The organism is Microbacterium oryzae (assembly GCF_030406385.1).
GTDB lineage: Bacteria > Actinomycetota > Actinomycetes > Actinomycetales > Microbacteriaceae > Microbacterium > Microbacterium oryzae_A.
The window spans coordinates 167036-184698 of sequence record NZ_JAUEPM010000004.1; the positions used below are offsets into that span (position 1 = coordinate 167036).

Annotated in this window: 22 protein-coding genes; 7 read left to right on the forward strand and 15 right to left on the reverse strand. The window is 71.1% G+C overall.

Features of this window, described 5'->3' with window-relative positions; genetic code table 11:
• Nucleotides 1-33: 33 nt before the first annotated feature.
• Nucleotides 34-963: an NADP-dependent oxidoreductase gene (locus QWJ90_RS08310; protein ID WP_290107238.1), complete on the reverse strand. Its 930-nt coding sequence runs from the start codon at nt 961-963 to the stop codon at nt 34-36.
• Nucleotides 964-1055: 92 nt separating this feature from the next.
• Between QWJ90_RS08310 and QWJ90_RS08315 the strand changes: the two genes are divergently transcribed.
• Nucleotides 1056-1550: a MarR family winged helix-turn-helix transcriptional regulator gene (locus tag QWJ90_RS08315; RefSeq protein WP_290107239.1), complete on the forward strand. Its 495-nt coding sequence runs from the start codon at nt 1056-1058 to the stop codon at nt 1548-1550.
• A gap of 16 nt (nt 1551-1566) precedes the next feature.
• Here the strand turns inward: QWJ90_RS08315 and QWJ90_RS08320 are convergent, their stop codons facing one another.
• From QWJ90_RS08320 to QWJ90_RS08330, 3 genes are all read right to left on the reverse strand, one after another.
• Nucleotides 1567-2562, reverse strand: coding sequence for a PHP domain-containing protein (locus QWJ90_RS08320; RefSeq protein WP_290107240.1), 996 nt, complete (start codon nt 2560-2562; stop codon nt 1567-1569).
• A 204-nt stretch (nt 2563-2766) separates the two neighbouring features.
• Nucleotides 2767-3285, reverse strand: a complete 519-nt coding sequence (locus QWJ90_RS08325) for a DUF1697 domain-containing protein (protein WP_290107242.1) — start codon at nt 3283-3285, stop codon at nt 2767-2769.
• Nucleotides 3286-3317: 32 nt separating this feature from the next.
• On the reverse strand, nt 3318-4328 hold the full coding sequence (locus QWJ90_RS08330; RefSeq protein ID WP_290107243.1) for a DNA topoisomerase IB: 1011 nt from the start codon (nt 4326-4328) through the stop codon (nt 3318-3320).
• A 79-nt stretch (nt 4329-4407) separates the two neighbouring features.
• On the opposite strand from QWJ90_RS08330, the gene QWJ90_RS08335 reads away from it, so the two are divergent.
• Nucleotides 4408-5316, forward strand: a complete 909-nt coding sequence (locus QWJ90_RS08335) for an EamA family transporter (protein ID WP_354670427.1) — start codon at nt 4408-4410, stop codon at nt 5314-5316.
• A gap of 19 nt (nt 5317-5335) precedes the next feature.
• On the opposite strand, the gene QWJ90_RS08340 is transcribed toward QWJ90_RS08335, so the two are convergent.
• From QWJ90_RS08340 to QWJ90_RS08350, 3 genes are all read right to left on the reverse strand, one after another.
• Complete coding sequence (locus tag QWJ90_RS08340; RefSeq protein WP_290107244.1) at nt 5336-5896, reverse strand: NYN domain-containing protein; 561 nt, start codon at nt 5894-5896, stop codon at nt 5336-5338.
• Nucleotides 5897-5968: 72 nt separating this feature from the next.
• On the reverse strand, nt 5969-6343 hold the full coding sequence (locus QWJ90_RS08345) for a hypothetical protein (protein ID WP_290107245.1): 375 nt from the start codon (nt 6341-6343) through the stop codon (nt 5969-5971).
• 62 nt (nt 6344-6405) lie between these two features.
• Nucleotides 6406-7341 (reverse strand): aldo/keto reductase, encoded by a 936-nt coding sequence (locus tag QWJ90_RS08350; protein ID WP_290107246.1) that lies wholly within the window; start codon nt 7339-7341, stop codon nt 6406-6408.
• 177 nt (nt 7342-7518) lie between these two features.
• Here QWJ90_RS08350 and QWJ90_RS08355 point away from each other — a divergent pair, with 177 nt between their 5' ends.
• On the forward strand, nt 7519-8109 hold the full coding sequence (locus QWJ90_RS08355) for a Dps family protein (RefSeq protein ID WP_290107247.1): 591 nt from the start codon (nt 7519-7521) through the stop codon (nt 8107-8109).
• Between the two features lie 18 nt (nt 8110-8127).
• Here the strand turns inward: QWJ90_RS08355 and QWJ90_RS08360 are convergent, their stop codons facing one another.
• Both QWJ90_RS08360 and QWJ90_RS08365 read right to left on the reverse strand, forming a co-directional pair.
• The gene (locus QWJ90_RS08360) at nt 8128-8622 is read right to left on the reverse strand and encodes a SixA phosphatase family protein (RefSeq protein ID WP_290107248.1); all 495 of its coding nucleotides are present in this window, start codon (nt 8620-8622) and stop codon (nt 8128-8130) included.
• Entirely contained in the window at nt 8622-8816 is a 195-nt protein-coding gene (locus QWJ90_RS08365; protein WP_290107249.1) for a multidrug transporter, read from the reverse strand. The genes QWJ90_RS08360 and QWJ90_RS08365 overlap by 1 nt, the downstream gene beginning before the upstream one ends.
• 213 nt (nt 8817-9029) lie before the next feature.
• On the opposite strand from QWJ90_RS08365, the gene QWJ90_RS08370 reads away from it, so the two are divergent.
• Nucleotides 9030-9251 carry a hypothetical protein gene (locus QWJ90_RS08370; protein ID WP_290107250.1) on the forward strand — a complete coding sequence of 74 codons (222 nt, stop codon included), beginning with the start codon at nt 9030-9032 and terminating at the stop codon, nt 9249-9251.
• Here the strand turns inward: QWJ90_RS08370 and QWJ90_RS08375 are convergent.
• Both QWJ90_RS08375 and QWJ90_RS08380 read right to left on the reverse strand, forming a co-directional pair.
• Nucleotides 9242-9580, reverse strand: a complete 339-nt coding sequence (locus QWJ90_RS08375) for a DUF952 domain-containing protein (protein WP_290107252.1) — start codon at nt 9578-9580, stop codon at nt 9242-9244. The two genes, QWJ90_RS08370 and QWJ90_RS08375, sit on opposite strands and share 10 nt — an antisense overlap.
• Nucleotides 9581-9809: 229 nt before the next feature.
• Nucleotides 9810-10010: a hypothetical protein gene (locus tag QWJ90_RS08380; protein ID WP_290107253.1), complete on the reverse strand. Its 201-nt coding sequence runs from the start codon at nt 10008-10010 to the stop codon at nt 9810-9812.
• A gap of 284 nt (nt 10011-10294) precedes the next feature.
• On the opposite strand from QWJ90_RS08380, the gene QWJ90_RS08385 reads away from it, so the two are divergent.
• Nucleotides 10295-12145: an HNH endonuclease signature motif containing protein gene (locus QWJ90_RS08385; RefSeq protein ID WP_290107255.1), complete on the forward strand. Its 1851-nt coding sequence runs from the start codon at nt 10295-10297 to the stop codon at nt 12143-12145.
• Nucleotides 12146-12256: 111 nt separating this feature from the next.
• On the opposite strand, the gene QWJ90_RS08390 is transcribed toward QWJ90_RS08385, so the two are convergent.
• Complete coding sequence (locus tag QWJ90_RS08390; protein WP_290107256.1) at nt 12257-12577, reverse strand: hypothetical protein; 321 nt, start codon at nt 12575-12577, stop codon at nt 12257-12259.
• Between the two features lie 57 nt (nt 12578-12634).
• Here QWJ90_RS08390 and QWJ90_RS08395 point away from each other — a divergent pair, with 57 nt between their 5' ends.
• Entirely contained in the window at nt 12635-13249 is a 615-nt protein-coding gene (locus QWJ90_RS08395; RefSeq protein ID WP_290107258.1) for a TetR/AcrR family transcriptional regulator, read from the forward strand.
• 37 nt (nt 13250-13286) lie between these two features.
• Here the strand turns inward: QWJ90_RS08395 and QWJ90_RS08400 are convergent, their stop codons facing one another.
• Nucleotides 13287-14303, reverse strand: a complete 1017-nt coding sequence (locus tag QWJ90_RS08400; RefSeq protein WP_290107259.1) for a class I mannose-6-phosphate isomerase — start codon at nt 14301-14303, stop codon at nt 13287-13289.
• Between the two features lie 126 nt (nt 14304-14429).
• On the opposite strand from QWJ90_RS08400, the gene QWJ90_RS08405 reads away from it, so the two are divergent.
• A complete protein-coding gene (locus QWJ90_RS08405) occupies nt 14430-16145 on the forward strand; it encodes a cytochrome c biogenesis protein DipZ (protein ID WP_290107260.1) in 1716 nt (571 codons plus the stop codon).
• Between the two features lie 70 nt (nt 16146-16215).
• Here the strand turns inward: QWJ90_RS08405 and QWJ90_RS08410 are convergent, their stop codons facing one another.
• Together QWJ90_RS08410 and sigK are read right to left on the reverse strand one after the other, a co-directional pair.
• Nucleotides 16216-17037 (reverse strand): anti-sigma factor, encoded by an 822-nt coding sequence (locus QWJ90_RS08410; RefSeq protein WP_290107261.1) that lies wholly within the window; start codon nt 17035-17037, stop codon nt 16216-16218.
• The gene (sigK, locus tag QWJ90_RS08415; RefSeq protein WP_290107262.1) at nt 17034-17636 is read right to left on the reverse strand and encodes an ECF RNA polymerase sigma factor SigK; all 603 of its coding nucleotides are present in this window, start codon (nt 17634-17636) and stop codon (nt 17034-17036) included. Before sigK ends, QWJ90_RS08410 begins: the two co-directional genes overlap by 4 nt.
• Between the last annotated feature and the right edge of the window lie 27 nt (nt 17637-17663).

The following is a 17663-nucleotide window of genomic DNA, read 5'->3' on the forward strand; positions in this document are numbered from 1 at the left end:
CCCACCGCGCCGGCCCGTCCTCGAGCGGAGCGGTCAGGCGAGGACGACGACTTTGCCGGCGATCCGGCCCTCGGCGGCCTCGGCATGCAGCGCGGGAAGTTCGTCGAGGGGGATGCGCCGGGTCACCTCGACGGCGAGCGCGCCCTCGTCGACGAGTCCGACCAGCTGGGTGAGCCGATCGCGGTTCGGGAGAACGAACACGGTCGCCGCGCGGACCCCGCGTGCCGCGTCGCCGGGGGTGGCCATGAACGCCGTGGTGCTGACCACAGCGCCACGATTCCGCACGACCTGCACGTAGGTCTCGAACAGGTCGGGGTCGATCGGCGCGAGGTTGAGCAGCACGTCCACCTGATCGTCTAGTGCATCGAGCAGGTCTGTCGTCGTGTGGTCGATGATCTGGTCAGCGCCGGCGGCGCGGACCGCGTCGCTGCTGCGCGGGCTCGCCGTGGCGATGACGTGGACGCCGGCACGCTTGGCGAGCTGGATTGCGTACTTGCCGACGACACCGCCTGCTCCCACAATGAGGACCCGCTGACCCCGCTCGAGGTGGCCCTCGTCGAAGAGGGCCTGCCACGCGGTCAGCGCGACAGACGGCAATCCTGCCGCGTCCGCGAGCGGCAGGGTCTTCGGCGCCGCGACCACGGCCTCGACGGGGGCGAGAACGAATTCGGCCGCGCCCCCGTCCCGCTCCATGGGGAGGAACGCGATCACCGCGTCGCCCATCGCGACTCCCCGCACGTCATCGCCGACGGCGTCTACCGTTCCGGAGACGTCGTAGCCGGGCACGTGCGGCAGCTGGACCGGGATCGGCAGGAAGCCCGCCCGCATCCCGGCGTCCGCCGCGTTGAACGCCGACGCGGCGACCCGGATGCGCACCTGCCCCGCGCCGGGTTCCGGCCGATCGATGTCCACGATCCGGAGGACCTCGGGACCGCCCACCTCGGAGAACTGCACTGCCTTCATGATGTCATCCCTTCTGTAGTTGCTTCGAATTCGAAGCGCTAGGTGGACCGTAGCACTGCTTCGAATATGAATCAACTATTAGAGTGGACGTCATGACCGACGCGCCCCGATCCCTGACGCCCACGCAGCTGACCGCCTACCTGGCGTTCACCGAAGCAGGAAGCCTCCTGCGCCCCGCGGTCGAAGCGCAGCTGCGTGAGGCGGGGCGGTTGAGCTATGTGCAGTTCCAGCTCCTCGCGCGGCTGAACGACGCCCCCCACGGCCATCTGCGCATGACCGACCTCGCCGACGGCGTCGTGTACAGCCGCAGCGGACTCACCTACCAGGCCACTCTGCTCGAAGACCGGGGCCTGATCACGCGGTCGCTGTCCTCGGAGGATGAGCGCAGCACTGCGGTCGCCCTCACCGATGACGGCCGCGAGGTGCTGGCCGCCGTGTTCCCAGGACATATCGAGACGGTCCACCGACTGCTCTTCGCACCGCTGTCAGACGGCGACGCCGCTCACCTCGCGCGCATCCTCGGGCGCGTGACCGAGCACCTGCGCGCCGCACCGCCGCGGTCGGCCACGCGCCGCCGGAAGACCTGACGTCCGCGGATGAGACTCACCGCTCCCGCTCGAGCCACGCGCGCAGCCGCTCCAGGGGCCAGGTCGTGATGACGCGGTCGGCCGGGACTCCCGCCCGCTCCGCGCGCTCGGCGCCGTAGTCCAGCAGCGACAGCTGGCCGGGCGCGTGCGCGTCGCTGTCGATCGAGAACAGGCACCCCTTCTCCAGCGCGAGCGCGATGAGCTCGTCCGGCGGATCCTGGCGCTCGGGCCGCGAGTTGATCTCCACCGCTACGCCGTGCTCCGCGCACGCGTCGAACACGGCGTCCGCGTCGAACTCGGACGGCGGCCGCGTGCCGCGCGAACCCTCCACGAGGCGGCCCGTGCAGTGCCCCAGCACGTGCGTGCGGGGGTTGCGGATGGCCCCGAGCATCCGGCGGGTCATGTCGCGGCGATCTGCGCGCAGGTGGGAGTGGACGCTCGCGACCACGACATCGAGCCGCCCCAGCAGCGCGTCCTCCTGGTCCAGGCCGCCGTCGTCGAGGATGTCGACCTCGATGCCGCTGAGCAGCGTGATGCCGTCGCCGGAGAGGCCGGTCACCACCTCGAGCTGCGCCGTCAGCCGCTCCGGCGACAGCCCGTTCGCCACCCGCAGCCGCGGCGAATGATCGGTGAGGGCGAGGTACTCGTGCCCCAGCCGACGACCCGCCGCCACCATCAGATCGATGGAGGTGAGGCCATCCGACCACTCGGAGTGGCTGTGGAGGTCGCCGCGGAGCGATGCTCGCAGCTCGCTGCGCCCGGCGACGCCGGTGCGCTCGCGGAGATCGGCGAGGTAGGCCGGCACGTCACCCGCGAGCGCCTCCTGAATGACCCGGAAGGTCGTCTCCCCGATCCCCTCGCGCCGGCGGAGCGACGCCGCATCACGCAGCTCCTCGGGCGCGAGCGATGCGATGACATCGGCGGCACGTCGGAACGCCTTCGACTTGTAGCGCGACGAACGCTCGCGCTCGAGGAGGTAGGCGATCTCGGCCAGCGCATCGAGCGGATCCATCTCGTCAGTCTGCCGCGGCGATCCGGCGCGGGCACTGGCGGGATCCTTTCGGACCCTGTCCTTCTCGCCGCTGTCGCGATCGGGCGGGCCGGGAGACGCTGAAGGGGTATCGACGGGATTGACGCTCGCACCGCCACCTCGTCTGCCATACCTTTCGAACGGGCCTGACGCACAGTGGGCCCGTTCGGCTGTTTCCGGCCCGGCTCAGGCGCAGATCTTCGCCACCGTGCGGAGGTTCCTCGTCGTCGTGACTGCCTTCCAGCGCGGCTTCGCCAGCTGCTTCGCGAACGCCGTGTCGACGCTGGCCCCCTTCGGCGGCGTCCAGTAGACGACACCCGGCCCCGGTGCGATCGGGTCCTCGTCGGATGGCTCCGCGCTCGCGAGGAGCTCCTCGCGCACCGCGGCGTCGGCGCAGAACACGACGTACGGCTGGCGCGCGTCATCCGTCGCGTCGAACGGGAAGCCGTCGAGCGCCGCGCGCATCTCCGCGAGGGTCACCAGGACGATCCACGCGTCGTACCCGAAGCGCTCGGCCAGCGCCCGCTCGAGGTCGCCCTTGAGGGCGCGACCATCGCCATCCGCGGAGAACCGCACGTTGCCGCTGGCGAGGTAGGTGCGGGCGTCTGCGTACCCGCGCTCGACGAACAGCGTCCTCAGATCCGCCGAGCGGACGGTGATGCCGCCGACGTTCACTCCGCGCAGCAGCGCCACGTACTCGGTCATGCCCCGACCCTACGGGCGGGCCCGGACATCCGTCAGTCGCGGATGAGCGAGAGCGTGGCCGCCTCGAGCGCGGTCTGCCGGGCGATCTCATCGGCATGCTCGAGGCGCACCGCCTCGGCGATGGTGCGCCCCTCGTCGAAGGCCGACACCACACGCGGGTCGACATACGACGTGCGGGCCATGGTCGGGGTGTTCCCGAGGAAGCTCGCCACGTCGCGCATGGTCGCGGTGACGGCCTTCCGCTTCTTCGTGGTGCTCGCGCGCTCGTCGAGTTCGAGCGAGCGCTCAGCCAGCTTGGTCGCGGCCAGCACCGTCGCGTGCCAGGTGCGGAAGTCCTTCGCGGTGGCGTTCGCCCCGGTCGACGCGCGCACGTAGTCGTTGACGAGGGTCGCCGTGAGGCGCCGCCATCCCGTCGCATCCCGGTAGGCCAGCAGCGCCGGCTCGCCGTCGCGGCGCCGGCGCATGCTCTCGATCGCCGCGACCACGCCCGGGTCGGCGATCTCGATGCGGTGGTTCACACCCGACTTGCCACGGAAGCGGAACACCAGCGCATCCCCCGAGCGCCGCACGTGCGCGCGCTCGAGCGTGGTGAGCCCGAAGCTCCCGTTCTTGTCGGCGTACACATCGTCGCCGATGCGGAAGCAGCCGATGTCGAGCATCCGTACCGCGGCCGCGCAGGCGCGGTTCACCGGCATGCCGTCCAGCGCGAGCTCGCCGAGGATGGAGGGACGCGCGAGCCCCAGTGCGGCCCCGAAATCCAGCACTCGGTCGAACTTGAGCGCATCCCGACGCGCGCGCCACTGCGGGTGGTAGAGGTACTGCCGGCGCCCGGCGTCGTCCGTTCCGACCGCCTGCAGATGGCCGTTGGGATAGGGCGTGATCCACACGTCCTTCCAGGCGGGCGGGATGGCCAGGGCCTTGATCCGCTCGACGGCCTCGGCCGGCAGGCGCTCGCCGTTCTCGTCGAGGTAGGTGAATCCGCTGCCCGAGCGGCGACGTGTCCAGCCCCGATCCTGAGGAGAGGTGCGGCGCAGGCGAGGCATGCGGCGAGTCTGCCCGCGGAGCCTCGGCTCACGGCAGGCCTTGACACGGGGCGGCAGAGGGCCGAGGGAGACTGAGGGGGTGACCACACGATCGTCGATGAGCAGCTCGGTCGCCCTCGTCCTCGGATCCTGCGTGTCCCTGCAGTTCGGCGCGGCGCTCGCCGTTCAGCTGTTCCCCGCACTGGGGTCGTGGGGAGTGACCGCACTGCGACTGACCATCGCCGCCCTCCTCCTGCTCGTCGTCGTGCGCCCGAGGGTGCGGAGCTGGAACCGCTCGCAGTGGCTGGTCGTGATCGCGTTCGGCCTGTCGCTCACCGGCATGAACGGCTTCTTCTACGCCGGGCTCGAGCGCATCCCGCTCGGCACGGCCGTCGCGATCGAGTTCCTCGGACCGCTCGTTCTGGCCGCGGTGCTCACCCGGCGACTGCTGGACTTCGCCTGGGTCGCGCTCGCGCTGGTCGGCATGGCGTTGCTCGGGGTCGACAGTGCGCTCGGCGTCGCGCTCGACAGGCTCGGCGTGGTGTTCACGCTCATCGCCGCGGTGTTCTGGGCGCTGTACATCCGCGCGAGCGCCCGAGTCGGCCAGCTCGTGCCGGGGATGGGCGGTCTCGCCGTCGCGCTCGTCGTCGCGTCGGTCGTGCTTCTGCCCTTCGGCGTGCCCGCGGCGGAGGCCTCGTTCGCGCAGCCCCACCTCCTCGCGCTGGCCGCGGGGACGGCGCTGCTGGCCTCGGTCGTGCCGTACACCCTCGAGCTCCTGGCGCTCCGGCGCCTGCCGCAGCGCGTGTTCGGCGTGCTCCTGAGCCTCGAGCCGGTCGTCGCGTCCGCAGCGGGATGGCTCATGCTGAGTCAGGAGATGAGCGCGCTCCGCATCGTGGCGGTCGCGCTGGTGGTCGTCGCGAGCATCGGCACCGCCCTCGCCGCGCGCAAGGCGAGCGAGGACGCCCCGGGAGCGGCCCTCACCGGCGAGGTCCCGGTGATCCGCGACTGAGCGCGGTTGCTCTCGCGGGCTACGCGCCGAGGAAGGTCGTCGGGTCGAACTCGGCGATCGGGATGACGCGCAGACGCGGCAGCTGCGCGTCGAACACGGCCGCGTCGTACTCGAGATCGAAGCGGTGCAGGCCCGGCAGCGCGGAGTAGCCGGCGTTGCGGAACTCGTTGAACGCGACGACCGCCACCCGCCGGTCGCCGCCGATCAGCGCCGCGACGTCGTCGAGGAAATCTCCGTCGTGGCTGACGAGCATCACGTCATCTTCGCGCCCGACGAGCGCCTGCAGCGTGCGCTGAATGGCGATGTCGACGACCTTCTCGTCCGGCGCGCCGGAGAGGAGGACCACCTCGTAGTCCATCGCCTTCAGCGCCTGCACGAAGCTCTGCGGGATGGTCTGGGACGCGTTGATGAAGAAGACGCCGCGGGATGACTGGTTCCACTGCCGGGCGGCGAACGACATCAGCCGATCCCACCGGGGACGCTCCTCGGGCTGCGGACGGCGGCCGATGATCGACGTCCCGAGCGTCGCGTCGATGTTCTCGCCGTCGACGAGCACCCAGGTCGTACCGCTTCCGCGCATCTCGCGCCTCCCCGTCCGGCGCCGTCCTGCGGTGGCCGGGCCTTCCTCGATCCTACGAGGCGTGGCAGGCGACTACTCGCACACAGCGGAGAGCGCGGACTTCGCCTGCTCGATGGCGGCGATGCTCTCGGGTGCGGACAGGTCCGAGACGCCCGCCAGCGCGGTGGACTGCGTGCGGATGAGCTCCCCGATCTGTCCCCCGACGTCGTCGGCCAGGTCGTCGAGGGTCTGCACGAGCGAATCGCGAGCGGCGCCCAGTTGCTCCTGCGTCACGCCGACCTGGCCGACCGCCTGCCGGTACTGCCCGTACGCGTCATCCGCGGTCGCGCAGATCTCCTCGACCGGGACACCGAGCGCGTCTGCCGCGACGTGCGTCGCCTGGGCGCAGCCCGTGAGGGCCGACAGCAGACCGACGGCGAGCAGCGGTACGAGGGCGGGTCGACGCATGCCACGACGGTACCGGCCCGTCGCTGAGAGACCGGCCCCGGCCATCCGCCCGCCCCTGCCTGTCAGGGCACCCGGTGCCCGGCCGCCCGCGTCAGCTCGTACCACTCGGCGCGCGTCAGCGGGATGTCGCTGCCGGCAGCGGCGGCCGCCACCCGCTCGGGCGTCGTCGTTCCCAGCACGACCTGCATCCCGGCGGGATGACGCGTGATCCAGGCCGTGGCGATGGCCATGGCGTCGACCTCGTACTGCGCGGCCAGGCGGTCGATGACCGCGTTGAGCTCGGGATAGTCGGACGAGCCGAGGAAGACCCCCGTGAAGAAGCCGGACTGGAACGGCGACCACGCCTGGAGGGTGATGTCGTTGATCCGGCTGTACTCCACGAGACCGCCGCCGTCGAGCACCTGCGACTGCTCCACGCCGGCCATGTTCGCGGCGATCCCCTGCGCGATGATCGGCGCGTGCGTGATGGACAGCTGCACCTGGTTCGCCACGATCGGCTGTCGCACGGACGTGCGCAGCAGATCGATCTGGCGCGGCGTGTGGTTCGAGACGCCGAAGGCGCGCACCTTGCCGGCCGACTCCAGCTCGTCGAACGCGCGGGCCACCTCGTCGGGCTCGACCAGAGCGTCGGGGCGGTGCAGGAGGAGGACATCGATGTAATCGGTCTCGAGGGCGCGCAGGGATCCCTCGACCGACTCGATGATGTGCTCGTAGGAGAAGTCGAAGTACGGGCCCTCCCGCACGATCCCGCACTTCGTCTGGATGGTGAGCTCCGCGCGCTCGGACGAGGAGAGCTGCATCGCCTCTGCGAACCGCCGCTCGCACTGGTGCGGCTCGGTGCCGTAGATGTCGGCGTGATCGAAGAAATCGATCCCCGCGCCGCGGGCGGTGTCGACGAGCTCGCGGATCTGCTCGTCGGTCTTGTCCGAGATCCGCATGAGACCCGCGACGACGTTGGGAACCTGCTGGCCAGTGGGTCCGAGAGGGACGGTCCTCATCGAGTGTCCTTTCGATCGATGCCGACAGCGTCATCGGCGCTTCCCACGATAGGGCCGGCCACGGACGTCGCGGCCGACCGGATGCGCGGCTAACACGACCGGGCGCGCGCGACAAGGCCGCGACAGCCGTCGCCGCTCCTTCGTAACCTGGCCATCCACGCGACCGGAAGGAACACGATGGCTGAGACCAAGAACGACACCGCGAACGCATCGAAGAGCACGACGGAGAAGAACCGCCGGCGCCCGGCACGCGGCGGAAGCGGCGCCGACGTCACCAAGGAGCAGAACGCGGAGCACGGCTTCGCCGCCTCGAAGGAGCTGAGCGAGCGGCTCCAGGCCGTGCTCGTCGACCTCATCGAGCTCTCGCTGCAGGGCAAGCAGGCCCACTGGAATGTCGTCGGGACGAACTTCCGCGACACGCACCTCCAGCTCGACGAGGTCATCGAGTCCGCCCGCGAGTTCTCCGACACCATCGCCGAGCGGATGCGCGCGCTGCACGCGCTGCCCGACGGGCGCAGCGACACCGTCGCCGAGGGCACGACGCTGCCGGAGTTCCCGCAGGGCGAGATCGCCACGAGCGAGGTCATCGACCTCATCACCGAGCGCATCGACGCCGTCTGCCAGACATGCCGCGATGTGCATGACGACGTGGACGAGGAGGACCCGACCACCGCGGACATCCTGCACGCCGTCCTCGAGCGCCTCGAGCAGCTGTCCTGGATGGTCAGCGCCGAGAACCGCACGCCCCGCGCGAACCGCTCGCGCTGAGTCAGCGGAAGCGCTGAGTCAGCGGGAGCGCTTCACCACCACGCGCTCGACACTCGCCGTGCCGACCTCGACCCCGGGCCATGCGTCTGCGGGCAGGTCGAGCACGGCGAGCGTCGTCGTCGGGTAGCTGAGCGGCACGCGCTCCCGATCGGCCGACAGCACCGCCACCAGGTCGTGGATGCCCGGATTGTGGCCGACGACCAGCACGGTCTCCGCATCGCCGCCGCGCTCGCGCACCACCTGCAGGAGGCGCCGCGCCGACGCCGCATAGGCGTCGTCCTCGAACTGCGCGACGGGAGCGGTCGGCAGCTCCGATGCGAGCTGCTCCCACGTCTGCCTCGTGCGGCGGGCGACGGAGACGAGCGCGGCATCCGGTGTGAGGCCGTGCGCGGCGAGATAGGCGCCTAGATCACGGGCGTCCGCTGCGCCCTGCGCCGTCACGGGGCGCTCGAGGTCGTCGACGCCATCTGGCCAGTCCGCCGTCGCGTGGCGGACGAGCAGCAGGCGGACCATCAGCCCCGCGGCTCGTCTTCGCCCGGCTGCCCGAACCCTGGTCGCACCGCCGCGTCGTCACGGACGTCGATGCGGGTGACACCGTCGCGACGGGTGACGTCGATGCGCGGCTTCGCGTCCTCCTCCGTCGCCTCCGGGGCGGACGTCAGCTGATCGCGACGCTTCTCCTCGTCGCTCATGTCGTGCGGTCCCATGGGTCCTCCTCGGCGCTCTTCCTCCGGCGACCATATTCCATTCGCGGCATCCCGTCTGCCCCTTGCGCTGGTTCGCTCGGGTAGCACTGGTCGGCCTCCCCCACAAGGCGGATGCGAATGCCACGACACCGTGCCTATGGTGGAAGAGCGGTCAGGGTGGACCGCTGCGCCGCGACGCGAGGAGCGTCGTCGCCGAGTAGAGGAGATGCAGTCATGACCATCGCGGATCACGGCACGCACACGACATGGTGCCCGGTTCCGGGCGGCCTTCAGGTGGCGAACCGGGGCGGAGCGTTCATGGGTTTCATCGAGAAGCTGCCGGGAGGCGGATTCGCCGCGTTCGACGCGCACTCGGAGCGCATCGCGGACTTCGCCGGCCTGGCCGAAGCGCGCGCCGCTGTCGAATCCGGCCGACGGGCATCCGATCAGTCGTAGAGAGGACGTTCGGAGACGATCACGTCGTCGGTCATCGGGATGGGGCCCATGATCGATGGGCTCCCGTCCTCGATGAGCACTTGCACTCCCGCCGCTTCGAGCGCGGCCACGTCGAGCTCGACGGCCACGAGCGGCAGTGAGCTGTCGCCGAATTCGCTGGCCACGACGTCGTCGACGCGTTCCTCGGTCGTCGCGTGGATGAAGCCGGCTTCCTCCAAGGGGATCCCGCGCGTCGATACGCGGTACATGCCGGGTGCGCGGCTCAGCTCCCAGTCGTCCTCGACGGCGATGTGGAAGACGACGTCGTAGCGCTCGTCACTGTCGGTCATGCTCGCTCCTCGGATCGTCTGGCTTCGGCTCGCCGCACGGCTGCCGCCACGGCTGCCGCACGGCTGCCGCACGGCTGCCGCACGGCTGCCGCCACGGTAGCCGGGGTGCGGGCGCGCGGAGGAGACGGTTGACAGCGGCCACTCGGAGTCAGGGCGTGGACACGAAACGGGGACGATCCCGAAGGATCGCCCCCGCTGGTCCCCGCGGCGCCCGGCGCGGATGCTCGGGTCAGGGCAGGTCTTCCACGTCGACGGAGTCCCCGTCCTGGTTCTGACTGTCGCCCTCGCCTGCGCCGCTGAGAGGGCCGCGGACCGCGTCCGGCGGCACCTCGCCATCGCTCGAGCCGAGGCCCGCAGGACCATCGGGCAGGCGCTCCGGGGATCCCTGCGCGTTCTCCTGGGCCAGTTTGTCGTCCGCTTCGTTCTGCATAGGGCGAGCCTTCTCGTCGGCATCGCGGCCAGCGAGGGGATTGACAGACGCGCTCGCTCGGCTCTCGGGCCGGATGGCCTGGGCTGTGCTCGGCAGGCCGGTCGCCGCGGGCGGGCGCGTGAGTAAGCAGAGCGCTTTCTATCGGTGCCGGATTCGTTTGATCCGCCGTAAACGCTCTGCGCACAGTTTCCCTGCTTAGGCGCGTCGTAAGAGAGTTATCCACAGCGGTCGGATCTTCGATACTGGGGGCCAGGAATGTCCGTGGTCGCTTCTATCGTGAAGGCATGGTCAACGACGCCAGCCCGGTCACGCGAACCGCTCCCGCCACTTCGGTGAGTGCGGCCGCGGAGCTGCTGGACGGGGTCTTCGGGCTGGTCGAGCAGCTCCCCGACGCCGAGCTCGTGGCGCTGACGGGGCGGGTGGAGCAGCTGGGCCGGATGGTTGACGCCGTTCGCGTTCGAACGGCAGGAGAGGTGACGCGACGCTCGAGGCCCGGGTTGGAGCATCCGCTGTCCGAGGGGCTGGGGTGCCGCACCGGGAGGGAGGTGCTGGAGCGGGTGACCGGGGTGCCGGGGGTGACGCTGTCGGGTCGGGCGCGGTTGGATGAGCGGACCCGGCAGCGGGAGTCCGCGACGGGGTTGCCGCTGCTGCCGGAACGCCCGGTCCTCGCGGCGGCGCTGGCGGCCGGGCGGATCGGGGTGGAGCCGGCGGCGCTGCTGGTGAAGGCGTTCGATACGGCGTCGAAGGCGCTGCCGGCCGAGGAGCGGTACAAGGTCGATGCGATGGAGGCGCACCTGGTCGGCATCGCCACCGGCGCGATCTCCTCCGACCTCGACGACGCTGCCGTTCCCGATCCGCTTGTCGACCTCCTGGGCCCCGCGACCGAGACCGCTGCAGGCGCCGCTGGTGCCGATGCCGATGCCGATGCGGATGCGGAAGCCGATGGTGCTGCCGCAGGTGGGGTGTTGCCGCCGCCGTGGAGCGTGGTGAAGGCGCACGCGGATGCGTGGGTCGATGTGCTCACGGCGGACGGGTTCGATCCGGACCATGAACACGACAAGGCGTTCCGCGCTCGGAGTCTGACGGTCACGGAGCTTCCGAACGGGAACTTCCGGGTGAACGGGGTCCTCGTCCCCGAAGCCGGCGCCCTCCTGCAGGTCCTCCTCGCCGCGCACACGAACCCCGCCCGCACCGTGGCGTTCGCCGGCCCGGACAGGGCGGCGGGTGACGGGTCTGCCCCGACGTCGGACGCAAACGCCGACGGCGCCGACGGCACGGAAGACGCGGACGCCGGTGCCGGTAGCGGGTTTCTCGACGGGCTGGATCCGGAGGATCAGGGCGAGAAGCCCTGGCAGGCCGAGGAGATCGTCCACGACCCCCGCACCGCCACGCAGAAACGCCACGACGCCCTCGTGGCAATGCTCTACGCCGCGTCCCGCGCCGCGGAGACCCCCACCCTCGGCGGGGCCGCCCCGACCGTGATGATCCACATCACCTGCAACGACCTCACCACCACCCGACCCGATGCCGGAACGAGTGGGGGGACGCAGTGGGACGGCTCCTCGGAGCGGGGAAACGACTGCCCTCCAGGTCCGCCACGTCCGCCAGGCGCGCCTCCGCCTCCGGACACTCCGCCTCCGCCGTCCTCGCCACCGTGGTCACCGCCGCAGCGACGCCACTCGGGAATCGCGCACCTCGACGGCGCCTCCCGGGCCGTGCCGGCATCCGTCGCCCGGCGGATCGGGTGCAGCGGCGACATCCTCCGGGCCGTGCACGCCCCGAACGGGAGGATCCTGTCCCTCACCAGCGTGCAGCGCACCTTCACCGCCACCCAGCGCAAAGCCATCGTCGCCCGAGACGGCGGGTGCATCATCCCCGGGTGCACGATTCCCGCCGCCTGGTGCGAGATCCACCACGTCCAAGACCACGCCCGAGGCGGCCCCACCCACACCGACAACGGCGTCCTGCTGTGCTGGTGGCACCACCACCACCTCGAACACTCCGGATGGGACATCCAGATACGAAACGGCGCCCCCTACATCGCCGCCCCGAACTGGATCGACCGACACCACCGCTACCGGCCCGCCCCCACCTCCACCACCCGACTCCACACGAAGATCCGCCAGCGAATATGACAGCGGCACCGGTCGAGCGCGGCGCGGGGCACGGGGCCGGGACGGGTCGGGCCTGGCGCGGACGGAATCCACACGGCCGCCGGAGCCAGCGACACCAGCGGCGTCAGCGCGTCAGCGCCGGATGGGAGTCTCCGAGATGATGACCTCGGGAATCATGGGAATGGGCGCGAGGATGCGCGGCGCGCCGTCGACCCACTCCACGGCGATTCCCGCAGCCTCGAGGCCCGCCGCACTCAGCGCGATGTCCAGGAGGGGCAGCGAGATGTCGGCGTACCGCGCGCCCACCACGTCGTGCACGCGCTCCGCGACGACGGCGTGGACGAAGCCGGTATCGTCGAACTGGACACCCCTCGTGGAGACCTCGTACTCGCCGAAGGCCCGGCTCATCTCCCAGTCGTCCTCGATCGCGACGTGGTGGATCTCGGCCTCCATCGCGCATCACCTCCCGATAATGAAACGATTCGGTAGCTTTCCTCTACGATAATCCTCATGACCGGGAAGCGGGGCCGACCGACAGCTGAGGAGCGCGACGCGCGCCGGCAGCGCGTGCTCGGCGTGATCTCACGAGTGCTGGTGGACGAGGGCTACGCTGCCCTGTCGTTCGATCGCGTCGCCAGCGAGGCTCGCGTGGCGAAGCGCACGCTCTACTCGGACTTCGAGTGCCGCGCGGGCATGCTGCGCGCTGCCGTCCGCCATCACCACGCCTACCTCGACGCGCCGCCGGGCGCAGCGGACGACGTGCTCGCGGCGGCGATCGCCGTGGCGTCGTCGCTCCTGCGCGAGGAGGCGATCGCGTTCCAGCGTGCGGTCATCTCGGCGGCCCCGAATCATCCGCAGATGGCGTCGGAGTTCCACGCGTCCGGTCCGCGCGCCGCGCAGCTGTTCCTCGCCGAGCGGATGCCCCACGAGACCGCGGACGAGCGCGAGGATGCTGCCGAAGCCCTGCTGTCCCTGCTGCTCGGCGAGTACCACCGCCGGCGACTCATCGGCATCGCACCCGCGCCGACGGACGAGGAGATCCGTACGCGGGCGAAGCGCGCGGTCCGCCTCGCCCTCGGCGGCTCGGCAGCGGCCGACCGGCGGCAGCTGATCGACGCCGGCTGACCGCTCCCCGGCACGAGGCGGCCTCACGACGTCGACGTCAGGAGGACGGCGGCAGGCAGCGGATGGCCCGGAGCTCGCCTTCCAGGGACACCTGCCCCGCACCGTGCGGCACGAGGGCTGTCGCACCGCGCGTCAGCGCGAGCTCGCCGTCGTCCCACCGGAGAGTTCCCTCGCCTTCGAGCACCACGAGCACCGCGAATGCGGCGTCGAGGGTGGCGCGCCCTTCGATGAGCTCCGCGCGGAACGTCTCGTCGGCCTCCGTCGGCAGCACCGGCCCCGCCGACGCGCGGCCGTGCAGGGCATCGAGCCGCGGCGCATCGAGCCGCGTGAGCGGGACCGCATCGAGGGCGGTCGCGAGCGGCAGCCCGAGCAGCGCGGACGCGCGATCGAGCGCGGGGAACGGCGCGTACTCGAGCACGATCGACATGTCGACGGGCTCCTGCAGCTCGACCAGCGTGATATCCGGCCCGATGGCGTGGACCGTCCCGGCCGGCACGTACACCCAGTCGCCCGCGCGCACCTCGACGTGGTTCAGCGAGTCGCGCAGCGCATCGACGTCCTGTCGCTCGAACCAGTCCTCAAGCTCGTCGCGCGCGACGTCCCGCGCGAAGCCCAGCCAGACGTCCCCTGTCGGGGCGTCGCCGGTGTCCACGATCAGCCACGCCTCGCTCTTGCCGTGATGAGTGCCGAGATGCGCGGCGGCGAACTCGGCGTCGGGATGCACGTGCGTGAAGAGCCGCTCGCCGGTGCTCAGCAGCTTGACGAGAAGACCCGTGTCGTCACCGAGCCGCTGCGGATGGCCGGAGCCCAGCCATCCGATCGGGTCGCCGGCGATGGCGTCTCGCAGGAGCCGGCCATCGGGCAGCGTGCTCAGGCCGACTGAGTCGCTGCCGTGGATGCAGGTGGTGGAGCCGACGAAGTCCTCCGGCGCCCACCCGCTGGTGGAGCCCTCGCCCCGGAGCGCGCGGATGCCGGCTCCGCCGCGATACGGACGCGCCTCCGGCTGGTTCGGTCCGAGCAGAAGGGGTGCGAGCGCGCGCCGGGCCGTCGTCATGCCGTCAGTCTTGCGTCCTCGCTCGATCGACTCAACCGGCCCCGGCGCGCCGCCTCCACCCCGCGCGCCCCAATCCGCTGCGCTCCCCGCCTCGAAGAGGTGGCAGCGACGAAGGGAAACGCACTCATGTCACTCGCCATCATCGGGTTCCTCGGGGGACTCATCACGGGCATCTCCCCGTGCATCCTCCCCGTGCTGCCCGTCATCTTCCTCACCGGCGGCGCGCAGTCCGCCCGGAGTCAGGGGGAACAGCCCACGGAGGGCGTGTCGCGCTGGCGCCCGTACCTCGTGGTGCTCGGTCTCATGACGAGCTTCACCCTCGTGACGCTCCTCGGCTCGCTCGCGCTCGGCGCACTCGGCCTGCCGCAGGACGTGATCCGCTGGATCGGCATCGCGCTCCTCGCCCTCATCGGCGTCGGGCTCCTCATCCCCGCGGTCGAGCGCCTGCTGGAGAAGCCGTTCTCCTGGTTGCCTCAGCGCGAGGTGTCGAATCGCCGCAACGGCTTCGCGGTGGGTCTCGCGCTCGGGACCGTGTTCGTGCCCTGCGCCGGGCCCGTGCTCGCCGCCATCATCGTCGCGGGCTCGACCGGCCGCATCGGGCCGGAGACCGTGCTCCTCACCATCTCGTTCGCGATCGGCGTGGCCATCCCCCTGCTCGTCTTCGCCCTCGCCGGCCGCGGCGTCATCGAGCGCATCCGCGCATTCCGCCGCCGCGAGCGCGGCCTCCGCATCGCCGCGGGCATCGCCATGCTCGCCCTCGCGGTCGGCCTCGTCTTCAACGTGCCGGCGGCGCTGCAGCGGCTCGTGCCGGACTACACCGCGAATCTGCAGCAGCAGCTCGCGGAGGACGAGGACGTGCAGGAGGCCCTCGACCTCGGCGGCATCGTCACCGACGAGAACCGCGAGCTCGACCAGTGCACGAACGGTGCCGACGAGCTGGAGTCGTGCGGCACCGCCCCCTCCATCAAGGGCATCGAGCAGTGGCTCAACACGCCGGATGGCGAGGGTCTCGATCTCGAGGATCTCCGCGGACAGGTGGTCCTCATGGACTTCTGGGCGTACTCCTGCATCAACTGCCAGCGCAGCATCCCGCAGGTCGTCGCGTGGGACGAGGCCTACCGTGACGCGGGGCTGCAGGTGATCGGCGTGCACTCCCCCGAGTACGCGTTCGAGAAGGATGTTGGCAACGTGCGGGCGGGTGCGGCGGACTTCGGCATCGAGTACCCCGTCGCCCTGGACAACGACCTCGCCACCTGGACGAACTACCGCAACCGGTACTGGCCCGCGCACTACCTCATCGACGCGGAGGGCATCGTTCGTCACATCTCGTTCGGCGAGGGGAACTATGCCGCCACCGAGAAGATGATCCGCGAGCTCCTTGTCGATGCCGACCCCGAGACCGAGCTTCCCGACACCACCGACGTGGACGACCGCACGCCGACCGACCCCGACCGGACGCCAGAGACGTTCCTCGGCTGGACGAAGGATGTCAACTACGCCGGCACGACGCCGTACACCGATGGCACCGCGGGCTTCACGGTGCCCGACGACCAGCCCGCCGACTCGTTCGCGCTCGACGGACGATGGACGATCGCCACGCAGTACGCGACCCCCGGCGACGGGCTCGCGACGATCCGGCTGAACTACTCCGCGAGCGAGGTGCGCATCGTCCTGGCCGGCGAGGGCCGCATCACCTCGACTGTGGACGGCGGCGACCCGGAGATCATCGAGGTCGGCGGCACCCCGCGCTCGTACCAGCTGCGCGATGGCGACCCCGGCTCCGGCACCATCGAGGTCGAGGTCGACCCGGGCGTGGAGGTGTACTCCTTCACCTTCGGGTGACGCTCCCTGCGCAGACGAGAGCGGCGGATGGCCTGGGCCATCCGCCGCTCTCGCGTATCGGTCGTGCGGGTCAGTCGGTCGGCATCGCGGCGATCGGGTCGCCGGTGGGGAGGCCGGTGGGCGATCCGCCCTCCTGCTCGATCGTCACCGCGACGACGTCACCCGGGGCGAGCTCGCCCTCGAGGAGGGTCGGCTCGTCCTCGCCGCCGTCGAAGACGCCCGCGGGGATCGGCTGGTCGCCGCGGACGAGCCACAGCTCGTACTGGCGGCCGTCGTCGAGCTCGGGCGCCTCGTCGGCGAGGACGACGACCTCGCCCAGCGAGTGAGACCAGTGCATCTCGAGGGTTCCGCCACCGGGCAGCTCGCCCGCGAGCACCTGCGCGTCGTCGGCCTCGGCGATCTGCTCGAACGCGACGACGGCGTCGGACTCGCTGCGCAGCTGAGAGATGGTGACGGCCCCGACGCCCACGACCGCGAGACCCGCGATGGAGGCAGCGAGCGTGAACCAGCGACGTCGACCGACGCGAGCGGATGGCGCGGGTTCGGCAGCCGGGCGGCCGTTGGCCGGAGCCGCGAGCGAAGCGCTCGCGTGAGCTGGAGCATTCGGAACCGGCGCCTGGGAAGCAGCAGGATCCGCGCCCGCCGGGCCCGGGCCATCCGCCACCTGCGGCTGCTCGGCGATGCGCGCGAGGAGCGCGGCGCGCAGATGCGCGGGCGGAACCACCTCGGGCGTCGCGTCGGCCAGCAGCGCGGCGGTCTCCTCGTCGCGGTCCGCGCGGTCGCGCAGTGCGGGATCCGCGGCGAGCGCGGCGTCGAGCCGGGCGGCGTCCTCCGGGCTCAGCGCGTGGAGGGCGCGAGCGGCGAGCAGCTCGTCCACGTCCTTCTCGGTCATGCCGGCACCCCCATCTGCGTCCTCAGGCGCGACAGTCCATCGCGCATCCTCGTCTTCACCGTGCCCAGCGGCGTGGCCGTGAGCGCCGCGATCTCGCTCTGCGAGTATCCCCCGTAGTACGCGAGGGTCAGGGCTTCCCGCTGGTTCTCGGGAAGGGTGCGGAGCGCCTCCACGACGCGCCTCCCCTCCCACCGCAGCTCCACGTCCTCCGCGACCCCGTCGAAGGGCACGCCCAGATCGCGGAAGCCCACCCGGACATCCCGGTCGGTGCTCGCCTGCGCGGATCGCACCCGGTCGACGGCTCGCCGGTGCGCGATGGTGAGGACCCATGTCCTCCCCTGTCCTCTCTTCGGAGCGAACCGCGCGGCGGATTGCCAGATCTCGAGGAACACCTCCTGCAGCACCTCCTCGCCCTGCGCGCGGTCGACGAGCACCCGCAGGATGAGGCCGAACACGCGCCCGGAGATCATGTCGTAGAGCTGCGCGAAGGCGCCCTGGTCGCCCGTGGCGATGCGCTGAAGGAGGTCGCCGACATGGTCGGCGGGGTCGTCGGCGAACTCATCCACCTCGACGCCGTCGATCACCATGCCCTCAAGCATGCCGCACGCGCCTCCTCCTCTGTGTCC

Coding starts and splice junctions, on each gene's coding strand:
- QWJ90_RS08310 (WP_290107238.1), bottom strand. CDS start 963: ATGAAGGCAGTGCAGTTCTCCGAGGTGGGCGGTCCCGAGGTCCTCCGG.
- QWJ90_RS08345 (WP_290107245.1), bottom strand. CDS start 6,343: ATGCGTCGACCCGCCCTCGTACCGCTGCTCGCCGTCGGTCTGCTGTCG.
- QWJ90_RS08400 (WP_290107259.1), bottom strand. CDS start 14,303: ATGACGACGGCCCGGCGCGCGCTCGCACCCCTTCTGCTCGGACCGAAC.
- QWJ90_RS08350 (WP_290107246.1), bottom strand. CDS start 7,341: ATGAGGACCGTCCCTCTCGGACCCACTGGCCAGCAGGTTCCCAACGTC.
- QWJ90_RS08370 (WP_290107250.1), top strand. CDS start 9,030: ATGACCATCGCGGATCACGGCACGCACACGACATGGTGCCCGGTTCCG.
- QWJ90_RS08340 (WP_290107244.1), bottom strand. CDS start 5,896: ATGCGCGGAAGCGGTACGACCTGGGTGCTCGTCGACGGCGAGAACATC.
- QWJ90_RS08405 (WP_290107260.1), top strand. CDS start 14,430: ATGTCACTCGCCATCATCGGGTTCCTCGGGGGACTCATCACGGGCATC.
- QWJ90_RS08325 (WP_290107242.1), bottom strand. CDS start 3,285: ATGACCGAGTACGTGGCGCTGCTGCGCGGAGTGAACGTCGGCGGCATC.
- QWJ90_RS08355 (WP_290107247.1), top strand. CDS start 7,519: ATGGCTGAGACCAAGAACGACACCGCGAACGCATCGAAGAGCACGACG.
- QWJ90_RS08360 (WP_290107248.1), bottom strand. CDS start 8,622: ATGGTCCGCCTGCTGCTCGTCCGCCACGCGACGGCGGACTGGCCAGAT.
- QWJ90_RS08380 (WP_290107253.1), bottom strand. CDS start 10,010: ATGCAGAACGAAGCGGACGACAAACTGGCCCAGGAGAACGCGCAGGGA.
- QWJ90_RS08315 (WP_290107239.1), top strand. CDS start 1,056: ATGACCGACGCGCCCCGATCCCTGACGCCCACGCAGCTGACCGCCTAC.
- QWJ90_RS08365 (WP_290107249.1), bottom strand. CDS start 8,816: ATGGGACCGCACGACATGAGCGACGAGGAGAAGCGTCGCGATCAGCTG.
- QWJ90_RS08390 (WP_290107256.1), bottom strand. CDS start 12,577: ATGGAGGCCGAGATCCACCACGTCGCGATCGAGGACGACTGGGAGATG.
- QWJ90_RS08385 (WP_290107255.1), top strand. CDS start 10,295: ATGGTCAACGACGCCAGCCCGGTCACGCGAACCGCTCCCGCCACTTCG.
- QWJ90_RS08375 (WP_290107252.1), bottom strand. CDS start 9,580: ATGACCGACAGTGACGAGCGCTACGACGTCGTCTTCCACATCGCCGTC.
- sigK (WP_290107262.1), bottom strand. CDS start 17,636: ATGCTTGAGGGCATGGTGATCGACGGCGTCGAGGTGGATGAGTTCGCC.
- QWJ90_RS08395 (WP_290107258.1), top strand. CDS start 12,635: ATGACCGGGAAGCGGGGCCGACCGACAGCTGAGGAGCGCGACGCGCGC.
- QWJ90_RS08410 (WP_290107261.1), bottom strand. CDS start 17,037: ATGACCGAGAAGGACGTGGACGAGCTGCTCGCCGCTCGCGCCCTCCAC.
- QWJ90_RS08320 (WP_290107240.1), bottom strand. CDS start 2,562: ATGGATCCGCTCGATGCGCTGGCCGAGATCGCCTACCTCCTCGAGCGC.
- QWJ90_RS08330 (WP_290107243.1), bottom strand. CDS start 4,328: ATGCCTCGCCTGCGCCGCACCTCTCCTCAGGATCGGGGCTGGACACGT.